The organism is Vibrio sp. 1F253, from assembly GCF_041439295.1.
In the GTDB taxonomy this organism is placed as follows: Bacteria; Pseudomonadota; Gammaproteobacteria; order Enterobacterales; family Vibrionaceae; genus Vibrio; species Vibrio tasmaniensis_A.
Genome location: NZ_JBGONU010000059.1, coordinates 1 through 24,314, shown reverse-complemented (window position 1 = coordinate 24,314; position 24,314 = coordinate 1). Strand labels below are relative to the sequence as shown.

The window sequence follows — 24,314 nt, the reverse complement described above, 5'->3', positions numbered from 1 at the left end:
TGAATGGAAAGTGAAAAAGCATGGTGTAGAAAAACGCAGAACATGGCGCAAACTGTATTTAGCTGTAGATGTGGATACTCACGAAGCTATTAGTGCTAGTGCGGAAGTCAGCCTTGTAAATGTAGGCGATAGTGAAGTGCTACCGACGTTGCTTAACCCACTACGCAGAAAGGTCACTGCCGTATCTGCCGATGGAGCATATGACACAAAAAATTGCCACGAGACTCTGAGAAACAAAGGCTGTACGCCGTTGATACTGCCTCGAAAAAATGCAGTACTTTGGGAAGACGGCCATCCCAGAAACGAAGCAGTAACAGCTCTGAGAAATGGGACTATAGTGGATTGGAAGGTCGAGTCTGGTTATCACTATCGCTCAATATCTGAGACGGTAATGTCCCGATATAAAGGACTAACAAGCGGCAAATTGAGCTTGAGATGTTATAACGCTCAAGTTGGTGAGACACTGGCAAATGTCAAAGCAATGAACAAAGTCATAGGATTAGGTATGCCTGTTAGAAGCTAACGGCTAGTCATATATTGCGTCGTTGATCTTCAAGCTGATTTGATCAACAACGCCATTTAAGACTAAAACGAGAGGAGCAATACAGCACCTAGCCATTGATGCGACAGGCCTTAAGGTTTATGTCGAAGGTGAATGGAAAGTCAAAAAGCACGGAACAGATGGCAGCTGAGAGTTTGGCGAAAGCGGCATATTGCTGTCGATACAAGCACTTATGAAATTATTGCAGCCGAGCTAAGTTTATCAACGGTTACTGATGGAGAAGCACTCCCGAGCGTACTGAAACAAACACGCCGAAGTATCCTGAGGTATCTGGTGATGGCGCTTACGACATGAGATCATGCCATGCTGCTATTAAGATCAAGCGAGCCGTTGCGCTTAATCCCCCAAGAGAAGGGGCGGCCTTATGGGAGCGTAGTCATCCTCGAAACCTCACCGTGGGGTGCCAGAAGTTATACGGCTCAAATAAGTATTGGAAAGAGCGGTATGGATACCATCGACGTTCACTGTCGGAAACTTCGATGTATCGAATTAAACAGTTGCTAAGAGGGCGACTGAGCTTAAGAAATTACAATACACAGGTGGGTGAAATTTACGCGATGATAAAAGCGTTGAACAAGCTCACTGGGTTAGGCATGCCTGAAACTTGTCGTATTGACTAAGAAATACCCGAAACGGGGTAGCTCTATCTTTAAATCTAATTAAGCAACAAAGCCACTGAATATATAGATGCTCGTGAGTGAACAGCTTGGTAAGGGTTACACAGTGAGTGCTGGTCTACCACTTTATGATTATGCAGTGTGTGTCAATTTTTAGTCACTGCGTCAGAGAAATGTTGTTACACGTATTTTTCGTCTGGTTAAGTCAGATAGTTAACAGTTTTATTCATAAACCAATGAGTTTTATAAGGTTAAATGTTAACGTCCTCTGCGCTGAACTGTGTAGTTAGGTCATGGTTTACATAGGTCAGCTTGAATAATTATAGAGTCACAATTAAGGCGCACCCGTTAGAAGGAAGCCAAATTCGATGACTGAGAAGATTTGTTAGTTGTTAGGGAAATAATAATGAATTTAACCGATATGTCATTTAAGCAAAAAATCATCGCTTTGCTTATCTTACCGATCTTAGGGTTTTTATGGCTTAGTGTTTCTGCCATTTCAAAAGGCGTAGAAACCACCAGTGAAATGTCGTCATTAAACCAACTTACGCGTTTGTCGGTTGTGTACAGTGAGTTGGTGCACGAGTTACAGAAAGAGCGTGGTATGACGGCTGGTTTTATCGGGTCACAGGGAAACAAGTTTGGCAGTGAGCTAAAAGCACAAAGAATTAACGCAGACAGCAAACGCAATCAAAGAACCGAGTACTGGCAGTCTGAAGAAATCGGCTTATCGCAGATCGCGCGTCTGAATACTGAAATCAGCCAAAGTCTCAACCAAATTACTTCGATTCGCAATAGAGTGGATTCTCAATCAATTCCGCTTTCTGAAGCATTAGGTTACTACACCAAACTTAATGCTAAGTTATTGAGTGTATCTGCATTAATTGCTGAGCTAAGTACTGATGCCACCATCACGACAGAAACCATCGCCTACTATAACTTTCTACAAGGCAAAGAGCGTGCGGGTATCGAACGTGCGGTTCTCAACAACACCTTTTCTAAAAATGAATTTGGCCCGGGTATGTTGGTTAAATTCATCTCTTTGGTAACCGAGCAAAATACATATTTTGCGAACTTTGAAGTTTTGGGTAACCCAGATAACGTTGATTTCTTTAAACAGCAACTGAATGATCGCTCGGTGGCTGAAGTGGAAAAACTTCGTGATGTGGCTGAATCGAAAATGAGTGGTTTTGATGTCGATCCTGTTTATTGGTTTGCTCAATCGACGGCACGAATTGTTCAGCTGAAGAAGACTGAAAATCAGTTAGCAGAGTCTCTTATTACACTGACGGATCAGAAAACTCAGCAAGCTCAATCAGCAATGATGGGCAGCATTGTGATGTTTGTTGTGATCACTTTGTTCGCAACTTTTGTTAGCTTCAAAGCCATTACTGATTTAACGACTCGAGTTAAAGATCTAACGCGAGTGCTTTCTAAAGTCCGAAATGACAATGACTTAACCGTTCGTGCGACTTACGAAGGTAATAGTGAGCTGGGTCAAATCTCATCGTCGCTTAATGAAACATTAGAGAAGTTTTCTCAAGTTATCGATAACCTATCTCAATCTAGCCTGACACTTGCTTCAGCAGCAGAAGAGACGGCGCAAACTTGCCAATACAACTCAAGCACCTTAGTTGAACAGCAAGACCAGATTGGCTTGATTGCGACAGCAACAGAAGAGCTATCAGCGACGGTGAATGAAGTCGCGGCTAAAACACAGCAAACGGCAAGCTCAGCGAAGATCGCTGATGAACAATCACAGCAAGGTTTAAGCACGGTTCAACAATCTTATGAGTCGATAGAAACCTTGGCTTCTGAGATTAACGGCCTCGCTGAAAAAATCACTCATCTACACGAAAGCAGCAACAACATTAACAGTGTGATTGATGTGATTAAATCTGTTGCCGAACAAACCAATTTGTTAGCGTTAAATGCAGCGATTGAAGCCGCTCGAGCTGGTGAACAAGGTCGTGGTTTTGCTGTCGTAGCCGATGAAGTTCGTACTTTGGCTCAGCGTACGCAACAGTCCACTTCGGAAATTGAAGGCTTCATTAACTCGCTACAATCTGACGTACAGACAGCATTCAATGTGATTGATAACAGCAAGAAGATGTCTTCAAGAGCGGTTGAAGACTCACGAGGAGTAGAACAGACCCTGCAAGATATTTCAGGGGCTGTGAGCGAAATATTCAGCATGGCAGAGCAGATCGCAACCGCAACTGAAGAGCAAGCAGTAGTGACTCAAGATATTGCTCAGAACGTTGTCGCGGTAGAGCAGAAGTCGACAGAATCTACGACAGGCGCAACGCAAATTGCTGCAACAGCGAAAGAGCAGGCTGAGTTGGCAACATCGCTGAAAGAGCTCTCGAATACGTTTAAGAGCTAGCAACTCAGAGCTAGAAGCTTTCTATCGCATATAAAAAATGTCCCGCCTAGTGCGGGACATTTTTTTAGCGGGGTACTTTTTCTTTTTATTTTTCTTTTTTTTGGGGAGGGGGGGGATGAAGCGGCTAAAGCGCTTGTCCGTTAACCGACAATTTCACATCAATGTTGCCACGAACCGCGTTTGAGTAAGGGCAAACTTGGTGCGCCGTTTTCACAAGCGTCACAGCTTGTTCTTGCTCTAGATCCAGTTCAATCGATAGAGCAACAGTTAAAGCAAAGCCACCGTTTTCATTTGGTCCAATACCGACTGTTGCAGTCGTTGGCGCCGATGCGATTTTGATTTTCATCTCTTTAGCTACATGAAGTAGAGCATTTGAGAAACACGCAGAGTAGCCCGCAGCAAACAGTTGCTCAGGGTTTGTCGCTTCACCTGTTCCGCCCATCTCTTTAGGGTAGCTCAACGCCACTGAAAGCAGGTTGTCATCAGTAGAAACTTGGCCGTTACGACCTGCAGTAGCTGTAGCAGAAGTTGTGTAGAGTGTTGTCATTGTCTTAGTCCTTGTTTGAATTGTGTGAAATTAGATTGCGCGCAACTTAATTTTAAAACTAGCTTAATTGATAAAATTCGAGCACGCAAGTATATTGTGCGCAATTTAATTTATTGGTGAGGTGATCATGAGCGACCAAGATGACTATCTAAAACTGGATAATCAGGTGTGTTTTGCGCTGTATAGTGCATCGAATGCAATGAGTAGAGCGTATCAACCTTTACTGAAAGCGCTTGACCTTACTTACTTGCAGTACATTGTGATGATGGTGCTGTGGGAAGAAAAAGAGATAAATGTCAAAGCCCTAGGCGCAAAAACGCATTTGGATTCAGGTACGTTGACGCCTTTACTCAAGCGCTTGGAAACGAAAGGTTACGTGCTTAGAACTCGCAGTGCTGAAGATGAACGAGTTCGAGTTATTACACTGACGCCTGCAGGGGTAGAGCTCAAAGAGCAAGCGCAGACCGTGCCAGTTGAAATGCTATGTCTTTCTAAGATGAATGAAGATGAGCTTAAATCGCTAAAAGCACAGTGTGAGCAATTGCTTGGCAATTTGACCAAGTAAGCACTTTTAGTTTTTGGCCATGGTAATCAGAAAATAAGAAAGCCCGTTAGCCCTACTGTTAATTAGTTGCGATCGCTAATTCAAGTAAGGTTAACGGGCTTTTTGTATCTGCTGTCGTTTAAATGGCAGCAGATAGTGTATTCAATTGGGATTTATCCCATAAACCAAGATACGAAAATCAAAGCCCCAAAACCGAATGTTGCCATCAGTGCCGTATCGCCACCGGCTGCTGTATAGCTGCCTTCGGTTTGTAGGTGAGGGAAGTCAGGCCTACGAACCTTAACCACCATTGCGAGTGGTCCCCAGATAGCTAGGAACACCAACACCATGCCTGCATAGTCCAGCATGCTCACGAACTGGCTTGCGAACAGCTCTGCTAATACCAAAGGCAATACAAAGGTCAGAGCATAAGCTAATGCTTTGTTGTTGGTGACTGCGTCTTTGTTTTGGTCATACAACGCCATGGATACACCAAGGAAAGAGGTCACCAGTGCCAGCGCTGAGAACAGCGCAATCACGACTTTTAACCAAGCAGATTGTCCGCTAAACGCAGAGATCAGTTCTGAAATGTTGTGGAACTGGCTGATCGCGTCTGTACCAAGGTTACCGATAATCGCGAACAACCAAGTTAGGTAGCAGATTAGTGGAATCACCGAGCCTAGCAGAATCATATTACGGATCTGCTTTTGAGTCGCTTCACGGTTGTAGATAACCAGTGACGGGATCACCACCATAGAGGCAAAGCTAGTAAAGATAACCGCGCTGTACTGCACCACGTCATTGGCCGTGTATTGGCTAGTTTGAGTTAGGTAATCTAGACGGATATTGCTAAACAGAGAGGCAATTACAATAAACAGCATTACCACCATCATGATGAATAGACCACGGTTTAATTTATCGATATAAGACTTACCCGCGACTACAATCACACCCATCAATAGGCTGAAAACGGTATAAGCAGCGGATGCAGAGATGTCTACGCCGACGTCGAGCAATAGCTTATGAATGATGTCGCCAACACCCAAGATATAGGCGATCAGCATGCATACCAGCAGCAAGTAAAAGAGTGCATTGATAAAGTGTTTACCTTTGCTGCCCAGAGTTAGGTAAGCAACACTGCTCATGCCACTGTTGTCTTTCGTTTTGGTACACGCTTCTGCCAGTAGGAGTGCAGAGTAGGTGGTGCCGATAAAGATGAGTAGCATCAGCACTGAGCTGATCATGAAGCCAAACTGGGCCAACACCATGGGAATAGCAAGCATGCCTGCCCCTAATGCAGTTCCTGAAAGGATTAGGGAACTGCCGAATAATTTCATATTCAAAAAAACAACCTCTAGCGATCCAATTAATTTTTGTTTGGATTGTAAATAATTGTTTCCAAGACTAACAAAATACTCAGTAAAGTTAGGGGTTAAATCCTAATTGTTTTTGAATTTTTCTAAAAAACTTACAAAGGTATTTCGGAGTATTATCTGTGAGCATTTGACGCATTTTCTTGGTGATTGTATTGGTTGTTTTAGTTAACGTTTATTCATTGTTGAATGATCTAGCAGTCAGAAATATTGGATTAGAAAGAAGTATGTTTCGCGATTATTTTCGCTAGTGTCACAACCCCTTCTTTCCACTCTTTACTCTCTTCGATATTCGCTACCGTGAAGCGCAAGCAGTGTTTATATTGATCGTTTGTCCCAAATACTGTGCCAGGTAATATTCCCAATTTGTGCTTCAAACAATCTTGATAAATCGCGTAGCTATCGACAGATTCAGGTAACGTGATCCAGTTTAGAAAAGATCCCTCAGGCTTTGACAGATGGTAGCGGCCAACAAGGTGTTCATAGCCATCAAGCGCTTGTATTAACAGGCTTTGGAATTGCTTTTGATTGACTTGATAGAGTCGCTTCATCTTAGACAAATGACTTCGATATTTCCCCGTAGTGAGGAAGTGCCCAACCGCTGATTGCATTAAGTTGGAGCTGCCCATGTTGTCGCATAACAGGTATTTTTCAACTTGAGCTTGGTAACGACCTGAGAGTAACCAGCCAATACGCAAGCGAGAATCTAAGGTCTTGGACAAAGAGTTGACGTAAATGACTCGATCTTGGTTATCAAGCTCTTTGAGGCTGGCAATGGGTGTGTCGAATGCCAAGCTACCGAATACATCGTCTTCGATAATCGGTAAAGATCCGGAGATATCCAGTAATGCCTTTCGGTTAGCCAATGGCATTCGTGAACCCGTTGGATTGGTAAAGTTTGGTGTTAGCAGTAAGGTTTTTACTTCCCATTTGTTCAACGAACTTTGTAGTGATGGAATATCAATGCCGTGGCTAACACTGCTTGGAATTTCTAGTGCTTGCAAGCCAAGCGATTCAAGTAAAAGCAGATTGCCGAAGTAACAGGGCGACTCGACCGCCACGATGTCTCCCGGTTTGGTTAATGCACGTAAAGCCAGACTGATCGCCTGTTGAGCACCATGTGTAATTGCAATTTCATTCGATCCCGCAGGTACGCCTAGATCATGGGTGATCTTTAACAACTGCTTTACTAATTGATCATCACCGGGAGGTAATTGGTAATAACCGGGAAGCTGAGTTTGCAAACGGCTATGGCGACCGATTTCGGCATACAAGCTACGAATAGCCGGGTTGTTGATATTCGGGTGTGCTGAACCTGCCAACAATTTTAGACGGCCTTTTGGGCGAGAGAGAACCGATTTAGTCACTGAAAGCAGATCGACTTTTTGAGGCTGGCTCGGTGCATCCCAGCTAGTGGTGTTCGGTGCTTTTACGCGATAGCCTGATTTAGGCACAGAATAAACCCAGCCCGTCGCTTCCAGTTCTTGGTAGGCGCGAATTACGGTGTTTTTGCTCACTCCGAGTTGTTCGCTGAGTTGACGAATGGAAGGCAAGCGGTCGTCTGGGTGGAAGATCCCTTTATCGATCTGAGCCTTAATGTGTTGTTCTATAACGAGATATTTATTGCCGCTGAGTTCTGCTTCCATGTTTCCCCCTTGTTACTCACACTTAATCTGTAACCATTTAAAGTGTTATATCTGTATCTTTATTAGTTATCTGTACCCAACTAAGGTAACAGCATTGATGAAGAGTTGACCAGAGGTTTGTAATGCTGATTAAAATGATTCCGTTTGTGTTTGTACTATTGTGGTCGTCAGGCTTTGTTGGCGCCCGTCTTGGTGTTGAATACGCTGAACCCGCAACGTTACTTTCACTTAGGATGGTAGCCAACGTGGCGCTATTCTTGGTTTTGATTTCAATCCTTAAGCGTCGTATTCCTCGTGGTCGAGCATTTTTCCACGCTTGTGTGGTGGGTATCTTGATTCATGGCTTCTACCTTGGTGGCACTTATCTCGCGATTGATATGGGTATGCCTGCCGGGTTGAGTTCTCTGCTTGTTGGCTTACAACCGATTCTGACGGCATTGATAATGATCAGCTGTACCTCGCAGCGTTTTAACGTCGCACAATGGTTAGGTTTAGCTCTTGGTTTCGCAGGTATTAGCTTGGTGCTGATGGGCAATATTGAGTGGCAGTCAGATGACCAAAAAGTCACGGCAACTTTGTTGTGTTTGGTTTCTTTGGTGGGTATTACGGTCGGTACTTTGTATCAGAAGCGCTTTTGTCAGGGTACAGATATGGTCGGTGGCGCGATGGTGCAGTACTTGGCAGCAGCAGCATTGTTCTTACCTTTTGCAATGCGCTACGAAACTATGCAGGTGAACTGGACTATTGAGTTCACGTTGACTCTGGCTTGGCTAGTGATTGTTTTATCGTGCATTGCTATTCTATTGCTGCTTTACATGGTAGAGCATGGCGCTTCTTCAAGTGTGGCATCGGTGTTTTACCTCGTTCCACCCACAACTGCCATCCAAGCGTGGCTCATTTTTGGAGAGTCATTCGACATTTATGGCGCAATAGGCTTCGCGTTGTCAGCAACCGCTGTTTATCTGGTGGTGAAAAAGCCTGAGTTGATTAAGTTCCGTAGACGAACAGCATTAGAGAGGTAATGTGTCTACCAAAATTATACCAATCGTAGTAACTAACTGGTCACCCTAGCTTGTTAAAAATCTCGATAACTTCGTTAGAATTTTTGATTGTAGAATAACTACTTATCGAAAAATGCTGCCTTGTTCTCAAGCTTTTTTCCTACGCTATTTTTGATCACTTACTTACTGTGATTGGTATAACTCGACTTGAAATAGATTGCTAGAAACAAAAAAGAGCCTGAATATTCAGGCTCTTTCGGTATCAATATTGGCTAGCGACTAGTGATTAGCGCTGCATTAAACAAGCGTAAGCCGTGGTAAACGGTGCTTCTTGGTACTGCTTAAGGCCTGTTTCTTTGAACTTCATCATAAGAGGGTTGCGCTTAAGGCTTTCTTTGATTTCATTCGGAGATACAACGGTTACGTCTAGGCCGTCGATCAACTGAATTGCCGCTTCTAGTTTGAAGCCGAAGCCACCGCCAGCAAATTTGCCTTTAGTTTGGCGTTGACGAATTACCACTTTTTCTACTTGGTAATCTTCCATTAACTTTGCAAAAGAAAATTGAAAATCTTTCATATTCTGTGTGTCGTTTGCGTCACTAATCGCAACTTTAGAAACTCGGCAATCAGGAATGTTAAATACACCGTCTGATAGAGATAGAAGACAGATGACTGCATCGTTACCTTTGATTTCAACACCACAAATTTTCATGTTCTTACCTACTTATTTTAGAGCCCTATATTATGGTGTTATTTCGATGACTTCTCCAGTAATAGAACATGTCTAAGGTAAATAAATTCAATATTGTCCACTTTAATTTTTTCGGGTTGACGTCCGGTTAAATGCGAAGCACTCGTTTTCATCGTCTAGTTTTATATGCGATGAGATTCACAAAACTATAGCTGGCTTTTTTATCGATACTGTATATTATGCGCGCGTCCCTATTTAATGTGTGGTTATAAACCCTCTATGAATATCAAAAACCTTTCTATTAAGAGTAAAATTGCGATCCCTCTAATGGTTATCGTGATTGTTTTCTCAACTGTTACTGTGCTTAACGTGATTAAATCTAACGCGCAAGCAGCGATTAACCATGAGCTCAATAATGTGGTTCAACCGGTTCTCGACAACCTAGAAGATGGGTACCGAGATATCTATCAAGTCATTGCATCTGCCCAAGGCCTGTTGCTTGCGAAAGATCAAAAGGCAATTGAATATCAACAATTCGAATTCAAAGACAACGCTTACAAAGCCGTTCCACGCTTTGAGAGTGTCCAAACTCTATATACCGCAGGTGTCTTAGACTCATCTTCTCAAGACGAGCTAGCGAAACTGGTAAAGGCGATGAAAAAGTGGGTAGCATTGCATGAACCAATGTTTGCAGATCCTGCCAATGCTCTTCAATACAACATAGATTACTCGCCAGCATTAGACGCTGAGTTTTCGATCATTCACGATCAACTCGGCTATATTAGAGAGCTGATTGCAGTAAAACAAAAAGAGCTTCGCCAGCAAGCTAATGACTCGATTGAAGAAAGTAAGCTGATCATCGAAGTAGGTATGGCCGTGGCGGTACTTGCGGCTTTGTTTTCGATGTGGTTATCGAACCGTTTTATCGTTCAGCCGATTCAGAGCGTAGAGAAAGCGATGAATGAAATCGCATCGGGTGACGGTAACTTGGCTCAGCGAATGAAAGTTGAAGGTTCTGATGAGATTGCTCGCTTAAGTTCAGCGTTTAACAAGTTTGTTAGTAAGATACATACCACTGTTGAACAAGTGATTCTGACATCAAATGCCGTACGTGCAGAGATGGAAAACATCAAATCAATAACGCAGAATGTGGCTGAATTTTCTTCGAATCAACAGAAAGAAAGTGAAGTAGTCGCGGCTGCCGTTCATGAAATGCAAGCGACCAGTGAAACGGTAAGTGGTAACGCGTTAGATGCGGCAACCGCAAGTAACGTTGCGAACAATGAAGTGGAATCAGCAGACAGCACTTTGGGCTTAACCGTAACTTCAATTGAACGCCTTGCGCAAGATATCGAGAATGCAGGTGGTGTGGTTCAGGAATTGGATACTGATGTGAAGAACATTGCTTCTATTCTTGGCGTGATCAAAGGCATTGCAGAGCAAACCAATCTATTGGCATTAAATGCGGCGATTGAAGCAGCGCGTGCTGGTGAACAAGGTCGTGGTTTTGCGGTAGTTGCTGATGAAGTCCGTGCGCTTGCGAGCAAAACTCAAGACAGTACGGGTGAAATCCAATCAATGATTGAACGCTTAGAAGTTGGCGCCAAACATGCCGTTGGCGTGATGACAGAAAGCAAGGCAAGTGGCGAGAAAACCATTGTTCAAGCGTGCACTGCAGCTTCATCATTGAGCGAGATTCGTAACTCAATCGGCAAGATGAATGAGATGAATACGCAAATCGCAACAGCGGCTTCTCAGCAGTTTCAGGTGTCTGAAGAAGTGAACCAGAATGTTCAACGTATCGCGGAAAGCACCATGAAAATGGTTGAGATGGCAAACAATGCAGAGAACGCATGCATCTCACTAGCAGAACAGTGTGAAGCACTTGATAGCCTAGTTTCTCAGTTTGAAGTGTAATCTTTGAGACTGAACAGGCAAAAGTGAGTGGCTAATCGTTTCTAGTTTTAACCCTCACGCATCTGTAATAGACAATAATAAGGCCCGTACTCAATGAATGCGGGCTTTCTTTTTTGGTGCGAGTATTTTTTGATAACAGTATTTGTAATACAAGGTCGGTTCGAACTTTGTAGATTAGGTCGATAGGAGCCTTGTGGGGAATGCGATATTAGCTTCAATGAAGGCCTTTGTATGTGCACGGCGTATATTAAGCTAGGTGACACTGATCTATATCTTCAATACACTGTATGGGTAACCATAGTTCAAAATAGGGTAGAGGCATGGCCAATTGGGAAGGGGTAAGTGAGTTTGTTGCAGTGGCAGAGCGCGAAAGCTTTACTGGTGCCGCACAGAAACTCGCTACGTCAGTGGCTCAAATCAGTCGTAGAGTGGCAAATCTCGAGGAACGCCTCGCAGTAAAACTACTCAATCGAACGACTCGTAAGGTTTCTCTAACAGAGGCTGGGCAACTCTATTATCAGCAGTGTAAGTTGTTGGTCGAAGGTTTAGAAATTGCTGAGTTAGCCGTCACGCAGATGCAATCCACGCCGAAAGGTTTGCTGAAAGTAACGGCACCTGTGACTTATGGTGAGCGTCAACTCGCCCCAATACTTCATCAGTTCTTAAAGCTCCACCCACAAGTCGAACTTGAGCTGATGTTGACCAATCAAAAGCTCGACCTTATTGATTCGGGTGTCGATGTCGCTATTCGTCTTGGTCGCTTAGAAGATTCGAGTCTTGTGGCAAAGAAGCTGTCTCAACGCCAACTCTACGTGTGCGCCAGCCCTGAATATATTGAACGTTACGGTGAACCGCATACGCTCTCTGAGTTGAGTAATCATCAATGTTTAGTCGGGGGCTTTGAGCATTGGCGTTTTAAAGAAAATGGGCGACCTCGCTCAGTTCGGGTCAATGGACGCATTAAATGTAACAGTGGCTTAGCCTTACAAGACGCAGCGAAACAGAGTATTGGCTTGGTGCAGCTACCAGAATATTACGTGAGTGAAGATCTTGAGTCTGGCGAATTGGTTGAGGTGTTATCTGATTACCGAGACGATAAAGAGGGGATTTGGGCGCTTTACCCACAGAACCGTAATTTGTCTTCAAAGGTTCGCTTGTTAGTCGACTTCTTGTCTGAGCAATTAGACTAGTTCTATCTGGCAAGACACTATGGACAAGAAAATGGGCTTCAGAACAAAGATTCTGAAGCCCATTTTTATTGATGTTCTATAGCTTTTACTTGCTAAGCATTGAGCATTAAGCATTAAGCATTAAGCATTAAGCATTAAACCGTGAAGCGATCAACCAAGTGGTACAACTCGTTTGCTCGGCTGTTTAGGTTTTGGCTACCTGTACGGTTTTGGTTTGCTAGCGATGCCGATTGAGAACTTTGGTCTGAAATCACAACAATGCGTTGAGATATCTCTTGGCCAACAATATTCTGTTGTTCAGTCGCCGTCGCAATTAGTGAGTTCATGTCCATGATGGTATCAATCGAATCTTGAATTTTAGCAAGTGCTGCAGCTGCTGCATTTGCTTCTTCTACCGTTTGAGCACTTCTGCTTTGGCTCGAATCCATTGCTTTCACCGCGGCATCTGAAGCGGATTTTAGCTGTTGGATCATTTTGTGAATGTCGCCCGTGCTCTCTTGTGTGCGGCTTGCAAGCTTACGAACTTCATCCGCAACTACCGCAAAACCTCGGCCTTGATCACCAGCTCGCGCGGCTTCAATCGCGGCATTTAGTGCTAATAGGTTGGTCTGTTCCGCGATGTCTTGAATGACAGTCAGTGAAGATGAAATGTTCTGTACATCTCCTTCAAGGCGAGATACCACAGTGTTTGCTTCTGATACTTCACTTGCAAGGTCTGCTACGGACCCAGCAGCAGCGTTGACAATTTGCTGAGCTTCTTTTGCATTGTTCTCTGCAAGTTTAGCTGAGTCAGCGGCTTGGCTTGCGTTGCTTGAGATCTCTTGCGCAGTTGTCGTCATCTCGGTCATCGCCGTTGCTACTTGTTCTGTCTCTTCACGTTGACCTGTCGCTATCTCGTCGACCTGAGCTGCGCGAGAAGACATGCTGCTCGTTTCTGATACAACTTGCTGACCCACATCGCTCACGCTACGAATGATGGCCTGTAGGCTAGCAACAAAGGCATTAAAATTCTCACTAAGTTTAGCGAACTCAGGCGCTTTGAATGTTTCCATTCGAGCCGTTAGGTCGGCCTCACCACTTGCAAAGGCACTGATTGAACGGTCAAATTGCTCGAGTGGTTGCATGATTGTACGGTTCACTGCAACAGCGAAAACCGCTACCACTAAGGCAATCAAGCCACAGAAAATAGCAATGGCAGTCAGTGAGCTTTGTAGCGCAGCATTCGAGCTCTCTTTCATTTCACTGATCACGGCGTCAATATCGTCAGTATAAAACCCAGTTCCAAGCATTAAATCCCATTGTGGAATAAAGATTGAGTAGCTGAGTTTTGGTAACGCAATAGACTGACCTGGCTTGGGAAAGTAGTAAGTGGTGAACTCCCCAATTTTTGAGTTCTTAATCAGGTCTTGGATTAGGTAATTGCCTTGTTTGTCTTGAAGGTCGTAGTAATTTTTACCAATGCCATCGGTACCTTGTCCGATGACGATTCTTACACCCTTAGAGCTGTAGCCAAAAATATAACCAGATTCACCATACTCTAGAGTTTTTAATGTGGGTAATGCTTCTTCAAGTGTGGCACCTTTTTCTAAGAAAGGAGTTATCGAAGACTGAGCCATTTGCAGGTACGCTTTGAGTTCCTTTTCTTTCATCGCCATCATATTGCTACGCGTCGATTCTACTTGTTGTGCGGTTAGCTCAGTGCTCTTCATATACGTCACGCTCATCATCCCAATTGCCATTAGTAGCAAAGGGACAAAAGAGAGAATATAAAGGCGGTTTTTGATGGTGAGGGTCATTAGCACTTCCTATGTGATTGTCTCAGGCAATTTTCAACACATTATTAATGTGGTTTCGAAATGTAAACGGACTTGTTGTTGAATTGTTATCCTAAAACCTTTTTGTTTGATAAATATGATGGCGGTTAGGTTTTGAAGTGATAGGTGGTGCAACTAAGTGCTTAGCTGTAAAAACAGCCGCTCGTTTCGATGCTTTTGAATTTGGCGCTGCTTTGGTAGAATGCGACGCTTTGTAGCACCCTGCTATGTCTATTCGTTAAGTGAGAAAGATTCATGAACAAAAGCCATGTGACTATTGGTTTAACTAACCCAAAGAGCCCGACAAACGTTGGCGCGGTTATGCGTGCGGCGGGTTGCTACCAAGTCGACGAAGTTAAATACACAGGGCAACGCTACGATAAGGCTGCAAAATTTCACACCGATACTAAGAGTGCAACGCGCACTATCCCGCTTACTGGTGTCGAGTCGTTTTTAGATAGCCTTAATTCAGAAACTAAGATCGTATGTGTGGAGTTGGCTGAAGGTGCAACACCACTGCCACGTTTTAAACACCCAGAGAACGCTATCTATATCTTTGGCCCTGAAGATGGTTCTATTTCTCAAGATGTCGCTGACCGAGCTGACCATGTTGTTTATGTACCAACTGTTGGTTGCATGAATCTAGCAGCAACAGTGAATGTGCTACTTTATGATCGCCTTGCTAAGTCAGATGAAATGGACGAGAGCAACGAGCTGATCAAGAAAAGCCGCGATAACCGTAATCACCTGCAAGTGAAGCAGGGGTAGATATCGTTCTAATCGTGTCTGGTCTCTTAATATCCAATGCAGATTAAAGAAAACCCCTTATTCGTAGAAATAAGGGGTTTTTACTTGGTTATTCTCGGATCTTAGGTTTGGCTATTCATCACATTTGGAAGCCATAATTTGCAGTGGTTGCCCCGCATCATCGAATTGTAAGCTCCATACATACTGCCCAGCATTACGAATAGTGATAGCGGTATCTTGACCGTAACCACCTTTAATTAACGAGTTAAGCTGTCCTAACTTTAGGTTAAGCCCATCCGCTGTGAACTGAGGTGACCAAGCCTTGGATGCATATTGCATGCGATAACTGCCCGGTTTTTCAGTGGTGACGACTTGGTAAGTGTTGTCACCTTTATATTCAAACTCTCGTTGACCCACGTGTTTCCAACCTGAATCAGCAAAATTGCCAACCACATAAAGCGGGCTCGAAATAGGGCCTTCAGCTTTTATTGTTGGATTGTCACATTGAGCCATGAAGCCTTGTCCAACTTCATTTCCTGTCGCTAGTATCGCCGCAATTGGCCCTTTTTCACTTGGCTGTGTTATCGACAAGAAACGAGCTTCAAATGGGCTTAGAACGATAGAGTAGTGACCATCAATAGCTGAGATCGATTGCTTGGATTCAATATCCTTCAGATCAGCTATGGAGCCTGCTTTTTCTTTGGTTAGTTTTATGGTTTGTTCTTTGTTGGTAACGTTCACTGCGTAGACAACAGCATCGCCTTCATAGGCTTTGTGATCGACATAGGCGACCTCATTGGCCATCAGGTTTGTACGTTTACCCTGTGATAGAGCGGGGTGCGTTTCTCTCAGTTTCATCAAGTTTGTCACGTATTGCTTTAAGTCTTTTTCGTGCGCATTGAGTTGGGCCGTGACACCTTCTACTTTACCGCTAGTACGGGCTACGTGATCATCACACAGACCATTAATAGCACAGTCATCAGTCCATACTTTGTCTGCAAAACCTTCTAGTTGATCGCCTATTTCGTCCCCATAGTAGGTGGTTATTGGGCCGGTATAAGCTGCTTGGAATGAAAATGCCGCTTTATAGCGCTGCCAATACTCTTTGTCTTGCGGAGAAGCGATATCACCGCGCTGTAATAAGTCACCAAAGCGCACAAGGTCATGGTTACCGATCATTAAATTTGGCTTTGCGTGGTCTGGGTATAACGAATGTAAAGACATGCCTTCTGCAAGCCACTCTCCACCTTTGTTCCCCACGCCAGCTTCGTTTACAGCAAAGGTTTCTGTCAGGCGGTAGCGCATCGGGAAATCAAACGCAGAACATAAGGCTGGTGCTTCATTTGAACCGTAGCCTGTTTCAATAATGCGGTTCTCACCTGCCCAAATTTCCGCGACCATATAACCCAGAGGGTTCACGGTTTTACCTTCGCTGTTTACGTATTCGACTTGAGAAGAAGCGGTGTCTACCGTTTCTCTGATTTGACTCCAAGCTTCTTTTGGCACTTGATAAGCTTGATCTAAGCGCCAACCATCAATTTTGAGTTCTTTGATCCAATACTCGGCAACTTCTTGATAGAAGGCTAGGCTCTCAGGGTATGAGACTGGATTATCCTCTCCTTGGGGCAGCTTACCTGTTGGTGACGGCACTACGTTTTTTTTGTGGTGGCCAAATACGCCATCAAAGAAGACATAAAGCCCACGAGCATGCGCTTCTTCAACTAAGGTTTTAGCTTCTTCCATCGTGCCGAATCTCGGATCGATATTGAAATAATCGGTGGCAAAATAACCGGTTGCATCCAGTCTATCGGTCCAATGGTCTTGTTTTTCGATAGGCTCTGAATTAAAGATTGGGGTTAGCCAAATGCCGTTCATGCCAAGAGATTCAATGTAATCAAGTGAGTCGATAATACCTTGGATGTCTCCGTTATGGTGACTGGTTCCGTAGCCTGTCCCATGACCAATTGAGTCATCACCACTGACAAAGCTTTCGACCATTACTTGATAGATCCTCAAGTCATTCACGTCGGCATTCGTATTCGTTTGGCATTGGTATGCTGTTGGTTCTTGAACTGATTCAGGTGCAGATTGGCAACCTGCAAGTAGGATGGCGGTAACGGCCAACGCGGTATTGGATAGAGAAAGTTTCACGTAAAGGTCCTTATTATTATGATTTAACCTATTATTCACCATCCTGATATTCTATAAATCCTCCGTTAAATAGTGGCAATAGGAGTAGACGGTAGGCTGAGAGACTGAGGTCACAATATGTGGCTAATTTCTTATACATATTATGATGAAGTGCTGATTTTTGAGTCGGAACGAGATTTGTACAGGAAGATATTTTTATGCGGTATGTAACCAGCCTTGTAGAGATTAAGTCATTCTCTGTTTCTAATGTTATCTATCCCGTAAGCAATCGGATATTATCTTGGGTTCATCATTAGATAATTGAAGGGTTAGATAACACCATGGAAGACAAGCAATTACTTGCCGCGCTGCAGCAACACCCTGTCCTCGATCTCTATCAGTTATTCCAAGAAGTTGGTCAAAACCGCTCTCTGTATGCATTACTAGAGAGGTTATCTTCCCTTAAAGAACACCACCAACTGAGCACTCGTCTTAGCCCTTTTAAGCCTCACATCGAAGGGTTGCTGGCTCAATTTGATAGCACTACACCGGACAGTGATATTCTCAAAGCGGTTGCTCTTCAGTCTGAGATTCAGCAACGAGGCCACAGTATGAGTCGTTACATCATGACATCGGACAATCACCGCCATTTTTCCCCAAATGCAGACCTAGTGATGTTTGGTGATTCGATCACCGAATGGGCACCTTGGGCGGATATCTTTCGCGATGTTTCGATGGTCAACCGTGGCTTAGCGGGTGACACCACAACTGGCATGTTGCGCCGTATTGATACCACGTTGAATGTGAAGCCAAAGCTGGTGTGCTTTATGGCTGGGATAAACGATTTGGCTCAGGGTTATGATGTCGAACATATCTACCAGAATTACATTGATATGCTTGAGGTGTGGCAAGAAAACGATATTCGAATCTTGGCGCAATCAACGCTTTATGTTGGCTCTAAACTGCAAGGTTTGAATTCGTCGGTTGAACTACTCAATAGCAAGATAAGCGAGTACTGTTCTCTGCAAGGCATTGCGTTCTTAGATGTGAATTCAGTATTGTCACCGAATAAGCTTTTGTCGAATGAGTACTCGTGTGATGACTTACACTTGAATGCGAAGGCTTACCAAGCTTGGGCTGAGGTGCTTCAACCTACGATAGCTGAGTTACTAAAATAAACTCACGCAAATAGCCAAATAGCCAAATAGCCAAATAGCCAAGTAGATAAATAGACAGATAATTAAACAGCTAAACCGATAAACAGCTTAGCTAATACAAGAAAAGCCAACCCCTAGATTTGTTTCGCGAACCATAAGGACATCAATGTGAACCTAAGACAGTTGGAAGTCTTTTACGCCATCATGCAAACCGGAACCGTATCTGGGGCTGCGCGTAATCTGCATGTGTCACAACCTAATGTGACTCGTATTCTGGCACACACAGAGCAACAACTTGGTTTTGGATTGTTTGAGCGAGTGAAAGGTCGGTTGGTGCCTACGGTTGAAGCGAGAACCTTGCTACCAGAAGCGGGAAAGGTCTATCAACAGCTGGGTCAATTTCGATCTCTGACCAACAAAGTGAAGCAAGGACATCAGCATTTACGCATTGGTGCGCCACCGATCCTGGCGACTAAATTGCTGACTCCGGTAATAGCCCAAATGTCTCGCGAACAAGAGCTCTCTTTTGAGTTGCTGACTGCAAACCGTGATGAACTTTGTGCTGGGCTGTTAAAGCATGAGCTTGATATTGCTATCGCATTTGGGGACGAAACACCGCCTGCCATATTAAGTGAAACACTCTTAACTGAATCTCTCAAGGTTCTGGTTCCATCTCACACCGTTGAACAGTTACCGACGGAATTAACCCTTGATGACCTGATCAATTATCCCTTACCAATCATCGGGCTTGATAGCCGCGATCCATTAGGCCTCCTGTTACATCAAAGCCTTATTGCGCGAGATGAGCATTATCACCATCCGATATCTGTGCGTGGATATAGCGCGGCGGCGGAACTGGTGAAGCATCAAGCGGGGTTTGCGATTGTGGATCCGTGGACGGCAGAGCAGTATCAAAATGACGATGCGGTCTGTGTGTTACCACTTCAACCAGACATCCAATTCTCGGTATCGATGCTTTGTGCAGAGCACACCCCTCAGTCGATTTCCGTTAAGCAATTTATCGCTTCATTGAAGAGCCATACTCAACCTATAACTTAAGGTTATAGGCTCGCCATAAATTGGTATTCGGCAGTTTCTAAGTTCCTAATTAAAGTAACCCCATACAAGGACTTATTAATTAGGAATACTCATGTCTATCGCTCAACCTTACCTTCTTTTTCTTGGGGATGTTACCGACCCACTTGCCGCAAAAACAGCCCGTGGTATTCATCAATGGCGACCAGAAATCTGCCTAGGCCAACTGCGCTTAACAGGCGATACGGTTTCTCTTGGCTTAACGGACATGACCTTGCAAGAGGCGCAAGCACAGGGCGCGAAAACGCTAGTGATTGGCACAGCAAACCCAGGTGGTGTTATTCCTGACTCTTGGCAGCCAACCATAATGGAAGCTGCAGAAATGGGATTTGAGATTGCATCTGGCATGCACCAACGACTGAGTGAATTTTCACCGCTTGCTGACATGCAGCAACACGGATTGACTAAGCTTCATGATGTACGCCACTTTGATGGTGATCTAAAGGTTGGTAACGGCAAACCACGACAAGGTAAACGCCTTCTCACAGTCGGAACAGATTGCTCAGTCGGCAAAATGTTCTCGGCGTTGGCGATTGAAAAATCGCTTAAACAAGCGGGAACGTCAGCTCAGTTTAAAGCGACAGGGCAGACGGGTATCTTGATTGAAGGTAGCGGGATTTCGATTGATGCTGTGGTCGCGGATTTCATTTCCGGTGCGGTTGAAGCGATTAGCCCCGATTTTACTGACCACGATTGGGACATCATTGAAGGCCAAGGTTCGTTGTTCAATCCATCTTTTGCAGGCGTGAGTTTAGGGTTATTGCATGGCGCACAAGCTGATGCTTTGGTGTTGTGTCACGAAGTCGGGCGACCACATATTCGTAACCTTCCTCATGCGCAATTACCAACGATTGAACAGACGATCGAAGCTAACTTGCAAGCCGCGCGATTGACGAATCCAGATGTAAAATTGGTTGGCATCTGCTTGAACACGTCGGCAATCAGCATTGAAGACGCTGAGACATTATGCCAAGAATGGACCACACTTTATCAAGTACCCGTGACGGACCCGGTTCGTTTTGGTGTACAACACATTACTGATCATTTGCGACATTCACTTTAACGATTTCATCATTTCTACGTTTCCATTTGTTAAAGCGAACATCAATCGAGTGAAATTATGAAGATTACAGCAGAACCCATTACTATCGCGATGCAAACGCCTTTTCGCATCTCTCGAGGCAGCCGAACTGAGTGTCACGTTGTTCGTGTTTACATTGAACATGATGGCAAACAAGCTCAGGGCGAATGCACGCCTTACCCACGATACGGCGAGTCATCGGAGTCTGTGTTAGCGCAAATCCAACAAGCGTCTAGTGCCCTTGAAGGTATGTTTGAGCGAGGCGTTACCGATCCCGCAGAGCTAAGAGATCATCTTCAGTCTTTATTGACCGGAGGGGCAGCGCGAAATGCGGTCGATTGTGCGCTTTGGGATTTCGAAGCTAAGCAGAAAGAACAGGTGTTTCCAAATAGCTTGTTTGAGTTGCCCAATCAAATCGTTACTGCAATGACAGTCTCTATTGGCTCACCAGAAGCGATGGCGACTCAGGCTCGAGACTATGTCGCAAATGGAGCGAAACTCTTAAAAGTGAAGCTTGATGGAGAGCAAGTGATAGAGCGTGTTCGCGCGGTACGAGAAGTGGCACCCGATGTTCAGATTGTACTGGATGCCAATGAAGCGTGGACGGGGCTGAATCTCGAAGAGTTGTTTAATCAACTGACTGAGTTTGATATCGCGATGATCGAACAACCTCTTCCACAGCAGCATGATGCCTCACTGGCACATATCAATCACCCGATCCCACTGTGTGCGGATGAAAGCTGTCATACCACTTCGCAACTTTCATCTTTGTTAGGCAAGTATGAAATGGTCAACATCAAGCTCGATAAAACGGGCGGTTTGACCGAAGCATTGGTACTTGCTGAAGAAGCTCAAAGGCTCGGTTTTACTCTGATGTCTGGCTGTATGCTTGGCACCTCATTGGCGATGCGGGCAGCGCTGCCTATTGCGGTTCAATCTAAAATAGTCGACCTTGATGGCCCTGTGTTACTCGGGCAAGATGTTTCGCCAGCACTGACTTATCAAGATGGGATGATTATTCTTTAAGGTGGCTTAGCGTTCAGTATTGATTATGCAGGTTATAGGTAGGCACGCGAACTTTTGGACACATCATTGCGTATTGAAGGCGAGGCTGTTCTTTTCTTTTAGTGCTCATACTTTTTGTATATCAAAATTAGTTGATTATCTAAACACCTACTTCGAAGCGTTATTCTTTTTTGGGTATTTCAGGCGGCTAAAGTGCCGCCTGAAAAGATTTTGGACAAAACCTTGTTAGAGTAGCCACTTAAATTAGAAAACTACGGATAAGTTTTAGTACTGCAAAATGCTGTATTACACTCTTTGCTGAGGTGCTAACCGTCAACGAAAACAAACAGAAGTAAGTACTGAGTGCTACGCAGTTAAGATGACGTTATTGCTTGTTGATATGGCAATTAAGCATAAGTATTAGCCCTCCATAAACTGTCTACTACCCGTCATCTAGCAATTTCAATCAGGCATAATAAAATCTTCTTGGGTATTATCATTTCTAAGATTTTTAAGTTGGAGTATAAAAAGCAGTGAGCGTGATTAAACATCATGAACGACAAATAAAAAAAGTGTGCGATTTTATAGATGGTAACCTAGATGGCGAGTTCTCACTTGAGCAGCTAAGTTCTGTAGCTGCCAGTTCAAAGTACCACTTTCATCGTATCTTTAAAGCGTTTATGGGGATTAGCGCTATGCAATATGTGTTGTTGGCACGAATGAAACGCGCTTCTTTCAGGTTAGCATTCGAGTCAGAGTACAGTGTTACTGATATTGCCTTTGAAGCTCGCTTCACAAGCCTAGAAGCCTTTAGCCGTGCTTTTTCTAGGATATTTGGACAATCACCTTCCCAATTTAGAAATCAGCCTGAGTGGCGTACTTGGCACTCAAAGTATGAATATCATCCACCGATAACAGGAGAAAGTGTAAAGGACGTTCAAGTCGTAGACTTCGAAAAAAGAGAAGTTGCATTAATTGAACATAAAGGTAGCCCAAGACTGGTATACGAGACAGTAGCCAAGTTCATAAATTGGCGAAAATCAACAGGTTTATCTCCAATAAATACCAGCGAAACATTTGGTATTCCTCACTCTGACCCAAACGATACGCCTGATGATGAGTTTCAGTTTGATATCTGTGGCTTGCACGGAGGAGAGGTTCTAGCAAACGCCTATGGAATAAAATCTGGAACAATACCAAGTGGCAGATGCGCCATGGCTGTCCATGAAGGAAGCCATGATAGTATTAGTAACACCATGTATCACTTGTACCATAAATGGCTGCCAGATAGTGGCGAAGAATTAAGAGACTCCCCTTGTTTCTTCCGTTACTTAAACTTTGCTCATGAAGTTAATGAGTGTGGGTTGTTAACAGAGATCTACCTACCAATTAAATAGTAAATGCAATTATGGTAAATCAACCACCTACGCACAACGAGCGTTACGTAAAATCTACACTCAATTAAGGAAGAGTCATATTACCATCTAAATAGACTAAACCGTCTTTTAAGCCCTTAAATTCATGTTGACTGTCCCAAAATAGCTCAAAACGAAAGAACGGCTCATCGCCGAATATAAAGAGCTAAGTGTATCCACAATAGCAAAGCCTAGGAGAAATTTTATGCAAACCAAGATAATACAAGATGGCGGTGAACCATTTAAAGTTTTGGTACACGAGTCTGGTGAACAAAACAGTCCAGTTATACTGTTTTCTGTCGGCGCAGGTGGAATGCCTGAACGATATTCAACTCTTTTGGATACACTAAAAAAATCAGGGTGTACAATAATTGCTCCATGTTTTGAGATGCTTACAAATCATTTTCCTAATAAAATTGAATTATCTCTTAGAGCAAGACGACTGTCCCTCTCTCTAAAAGCATGTACACAACCTAATTCAAAAGTGATAGGAATAGGGCACTCGATTGGTGCTGCTACACTTATCGCTTTAGCTGGCGCAGAGATGCAAACGAGATCAAGAGAAATAGTTGATATTTTACCGGACAACAGACTCGTGTCTTTGGTAATTTTGGCTGCGCCAACTAAGTTTTTTTATGCTCCAGGTTCGCTTGACACAGTTAATATTCCCATTTTTGCGTGGGTTGGCTCAGAAGATGAGATTACACCGAGCGCCCAAACGGAATGGTTGGCTCAAACCATTCCTAATCCGCAAATGGTGGAAATGAGAGTTATTGAAGGTGGCGATCATTTCTCATTTATGGATCAAGTACCACCACATATTGCCGAGCCTCAGATCGATAAGAATAAATTTTTGCAGGAATATTCTGAAGAAATTAGTAAGTTTGCTTTAAGTCAAAAATATGTTTTGGATTAATCACCGTGAAAATACGGCTAACAACGTTTAAGACGGATTCGTAATTTCGACATAATATTTAAATCAAATTCTAAATTCAGTGTTCATTATTCCTATTATGACAAATGTGCGATTTTGCTATCCCAAACAACCCTCAGACCGCCTAAAACGCTCTAAGCGGATATTTGGAACGCTTTCAGTGCGATTTTCAGGGCAAAAATCAGCAAATTCATTTGAGCTAAGAACAACACTATGACGGCCACTTTTCGGACTTTGTGAGTTTTGGGTGTCAGATTAGTTATATGTGGTCAAAACCCACCCGACCGAGAACGTAGGCTTTTTGGCGAAACTAAAAATGGGGCAGAGGCGTGTTACAAACTTTAAGCTCCCCCGTAATGACAAACTTCAGTAGATAGTTAGATTTCGGATAATCACTACTAACTGAGTTTGAAAGGTTTACATTGCGTACCTTGATGATACCTGAGCTTCCAACAAGTGCCC

The 24,314-nt window shown here is 43.8% G+C and carries 19 protein-coding genes and 1 pseudogene; 14 read left to right on the top strand and 6 right to left on the bottom strand.

Going from position 1 to position 24,314, the window contains the following annotated elements:
* The 3 genes and pseudogenes from ACED28_RS20340 to ACED28_RS20330 form a co-directional block, all read left to right on the top strand.
* Window positions 1-523: IS5 family transposase (locus tag ACED28_RS20340; protein WP_371710603.1), on the top strand; the 523-nt coding region annotated here is incomplete at its 5' end.
* 55 nt (window positions 524-578) lie between these two features.
* Window positions 579-1,182 (top strand): annotated as a pseudogene (locus tag ACED28_RS20335) (IS5 family transposase); the annotation flags it as partial.
* A gap of 403 nt (window positions 1,183-1,585) precedes the next feature.
* Complete coding sequence (locus ACED28_RS20330) at window positions 1,586-3,565, top strand: methyl-accepting chemotaxis protein (RefSeq protein WP_029223004.1); 1,980 nt, start codon at window positions 1,586-1,588, stop codon at window positions 3,563-3,565.
* Window positions 3,566-3,689: 124 nt separating this feature from the next.
* Here the strand turns inward: ACED28_RS20330 and ACED28_RS20325 are convergent, their stop codons facing one another.
* Window positions 3,690-4,112 carry an organic hydroperoxide resistance protein gene (locus tag ACED28_RS20325; RefSeq protein ID WP_012601111.1) on the bottom strand — a complete coding sequence of 141 codons (423 nt, stop codon included), beginning with the start codon at window positions 4,110-4,112 and terminating at the stop codon, window positions 3,690-3,692.
* Window positions 4,113-4,239: 127 nt separating this feature from the next.
* Here ACED28_RS20325 and ACED28_RS20320 point away from each other — a divergent pair, with 127 nt between their 5' ends.
* Complete coding sequence (locus ACED28_RS20320; RefSeq protein WP_029223898.1) at window positions 4,240-4,677, top strand: MarR family winged helix-turn-helix transcriptional regulator; 438 nt, start codon at window positions 4,240-4,242, stop codon at window positions 4,675-4,677.
* A gap of 152 nt (window positions 4,678-4,829) precedes the next feature.
* On the opposite strand, the gene ACED28_RS20315 is transcribed toward ACED28_RS20320, so the two are convergent.
* Together ACED28_RS20315 and ACED28_RS20310 are read right to left on the bottom strand one after the other, a co-directional pair.
* Window positions 4,830-5,993: an amino acid permease gene (locus ACED28_RS20315; protein ID WP_012601109.1), complete on the bottom strand. Its 1,164-nt coding sequence runs from the start codon at window positions 5,991-5,993 to the stop codon at window positions 4,830-4,832.
* Window positions 5,994-6,244: 251 nt separating this feature from the next.
* Entirely contained in the window at window positions 6,245-7,675 is a 1,431-nt protein-coding gene (locus tag ACED28_RS20310; protein ID WP_371710602.1) for a PLP-dependent aminotransferase family protein, read from the bottom strand.
* A 122-nt stretch (window positions 7,676-7,797) separates the two neighbouring features.
* Here ACED28_RS20310 and ACED28_RS20305 point away from each other — a divergent pair, with 122 nt between their 5' ends.
* Entirely contained in the window at window positions 7,798-8,697 is a 900-nt protein-coding gene (locus ACED28_RS20305) for a DMT family transporter (protein WP_102250180.1), read from the top strand.
* Between the two features lie 265 nt (window positions 8,698-8,962).
* Here the strand turns inward: ACED28_RS20305 and ACED28_RS20300 are convergent, their stop codons facing one another.
* Window positions 8,963-9,388 carry a DUF3010 family protein gene (locus ACED28_RS20300; protein ID WP_009846243.1) on the bottom strand — a complete coding sequence of 142 codons (426 nt, stop codon included), beginning with the start codon at window positions 9,386-9,388 and terminating at the stop codon, window positions 8,963-8,965.
* Window positions 9,389-9,646: 258 nt separating this feature from the next.
* Here ACED28_RS20300 and ACED28_RS20295 point away from each other — a divergent pair, with 258 nt between their 5' ends.
* Together ACED28_RS20295 and ACED28_RS20290 are read left to right on the top strand one after the other, a co-directional pair.
* Window positions 9,647-11,284 (top strand): methyl-accepting chemotaxis protein, encoded by a 1,638-nt coding sequence (locus tag ACED28_RS20295; protein ID WP_371710601.1) that lies wholly within the window; start codon window positions 9,647-9,649, stop codon window positions 11,282-11,284.
* 320 nt (window positions 11,285-11,604) lie between these two features.
* A complete protein-coding gene (locus ACED28_RS20290; protein ID WP_009846245.1) occupies window positions 11,605-12,474 on the top strand; it encodes a LysR family transcriptional regulator in 870 nt (289 codons plus the stop codon).
* Window positions 12,475-12,608: 134 nt separating this feature from the next.
* Here the strand turns inward: ACED28_RS20290 and ACED28_RS20285 are convergent, their stop codons facing one another.
* Complete coding sequence (locus ACED28_RS20285; RefSeq protein ID WP_371710600.1) at window positions 12,609-14,270, bottom strand: methyl-accepting chemotaxis protein; 1,662 nt, start codon at window positions 14,268-14,270, stop codon at window positions 12,609-12,611.
* Window positions 14,271-14,543: 273 nt separating this feature from the next.
* On the opposite strand from ACED28_RS20285, the gene ACED28_RS20280 reads away from it, so the two are divergent.
* Window positions 14,544-15,056 carry an RNA methyltransferase gene (locus ACED28_RS20280; RefSeq protein ID WP_065678958.1) on the top strand — a complete coding sequence of 171 codons (513 nt, stop codon included), beginning with the start codon at window positions 14,544-14,546 and terminating at the stop codon, window positions 15,054-15,056.
* A gap of 111 nt (window positions 15,057-15,167) precedes the next feature.
* Here ACED28_RS20280 and ACED28_RS20275 read toward each other — a convergent pair whose 3' ends face one another.
* The gene (locus ACED28_RS20275) at window positions 15,168-17,228 is read right to left on the bottom strand and encodes an alpha-amylase family glycosyl hydrolase (RefSeq protein ID WP_371710599.1); all 2,061 of its coding nucleotides are present in this window, start codon (window positions 17,226-17,228) and stop codon (window positions 15,168-15,170) included.
* A gap of 278 nt (window positions 17,229-17,506) precedes the next feature.
* On the opposite strand from ACED28_RS20275, the gene ACED28_RS20270 reads away from it, so the two are divergent.
* From ACED28_RS20270 to ACED28_RS20245, 6 genes are all read left to right on the top strand, one after another.
* Window positions 17,507-18,343, top strand: a complete 837-nt coding sequence (locus ACED28_RS20270; RefSeq protein ID WP_371707766.1) for an SGNH/GDSL hydrolase family protein — start codon at window positions 17,507-17,509, stop codon at window positions 18,341-18,343.
* 147 nt (window positions 18,344-18,490) lie between these two features.
* Window positions 18,491-19,381 carry a LysR family transcriptional regulator gene (locus ACED28_RS20265; protein ID WP_371710598.1) on the top strand — a complete coding sequence of 297 codons (891 nt, stop codon included), beginning with the start codon at window positions 18,491-18,493 and terminating at the stop codon, window positions 19,379-19,381.
* Window positions 19,382-19,472: 91 nt separating this feature from the next.
* Window positions 19,473-20,480, top strand: a complete 1,008-nt coding sequence (dgcN, locus tag ACED28_RS20260; RefSeq protein WP_371710597.1) for an N-acetyltransferase DgcN — start codon at window positions 19,473-19,475, stop codon at window positions 20,478-20,480.
* 57 nt (window positions 20,481-20,537) lie between these two features.
* Entirely contained in the window at window positions 20,538-21,524 is a 987-nt protein-coding gene (gene dgcA, locus ACED28_RS20255) for an N-acetyl-D-Glu racemase DgcA (protein ID WP_371710596.1), read from the top strand.
* Between the two features lie 512 nt (window positions 21,525-22,036).
* Window positions 22,037-22,900 (top strand): GyrI-like domain-containing protein, encoded by an 864-nt coding sequence (locus tag ACED28_RS20250; protein WP_076646372.1) that lies wholly within the window; start codon window positions 22,037-22,039, stop codon window positions 22,898-22,900.
* A gap of 223 nt (window positions 22,901-23,123) precedes the next feature.
* The gene (locus tag ACED28_RS20245) at window positions 23,124-23,834 is read left to right on the top strand and encodes an alpha/beta hydrolase (RefSeq protein ID WP_065607929.1); all 711 of its coding nucleotides are present in this window, start codon (window positions 23,124-23,126) and stop codon (window positions 23,832-23,834) included.
* Window positions 23,835-24,314: the final 480 nt, after the last annotated feature.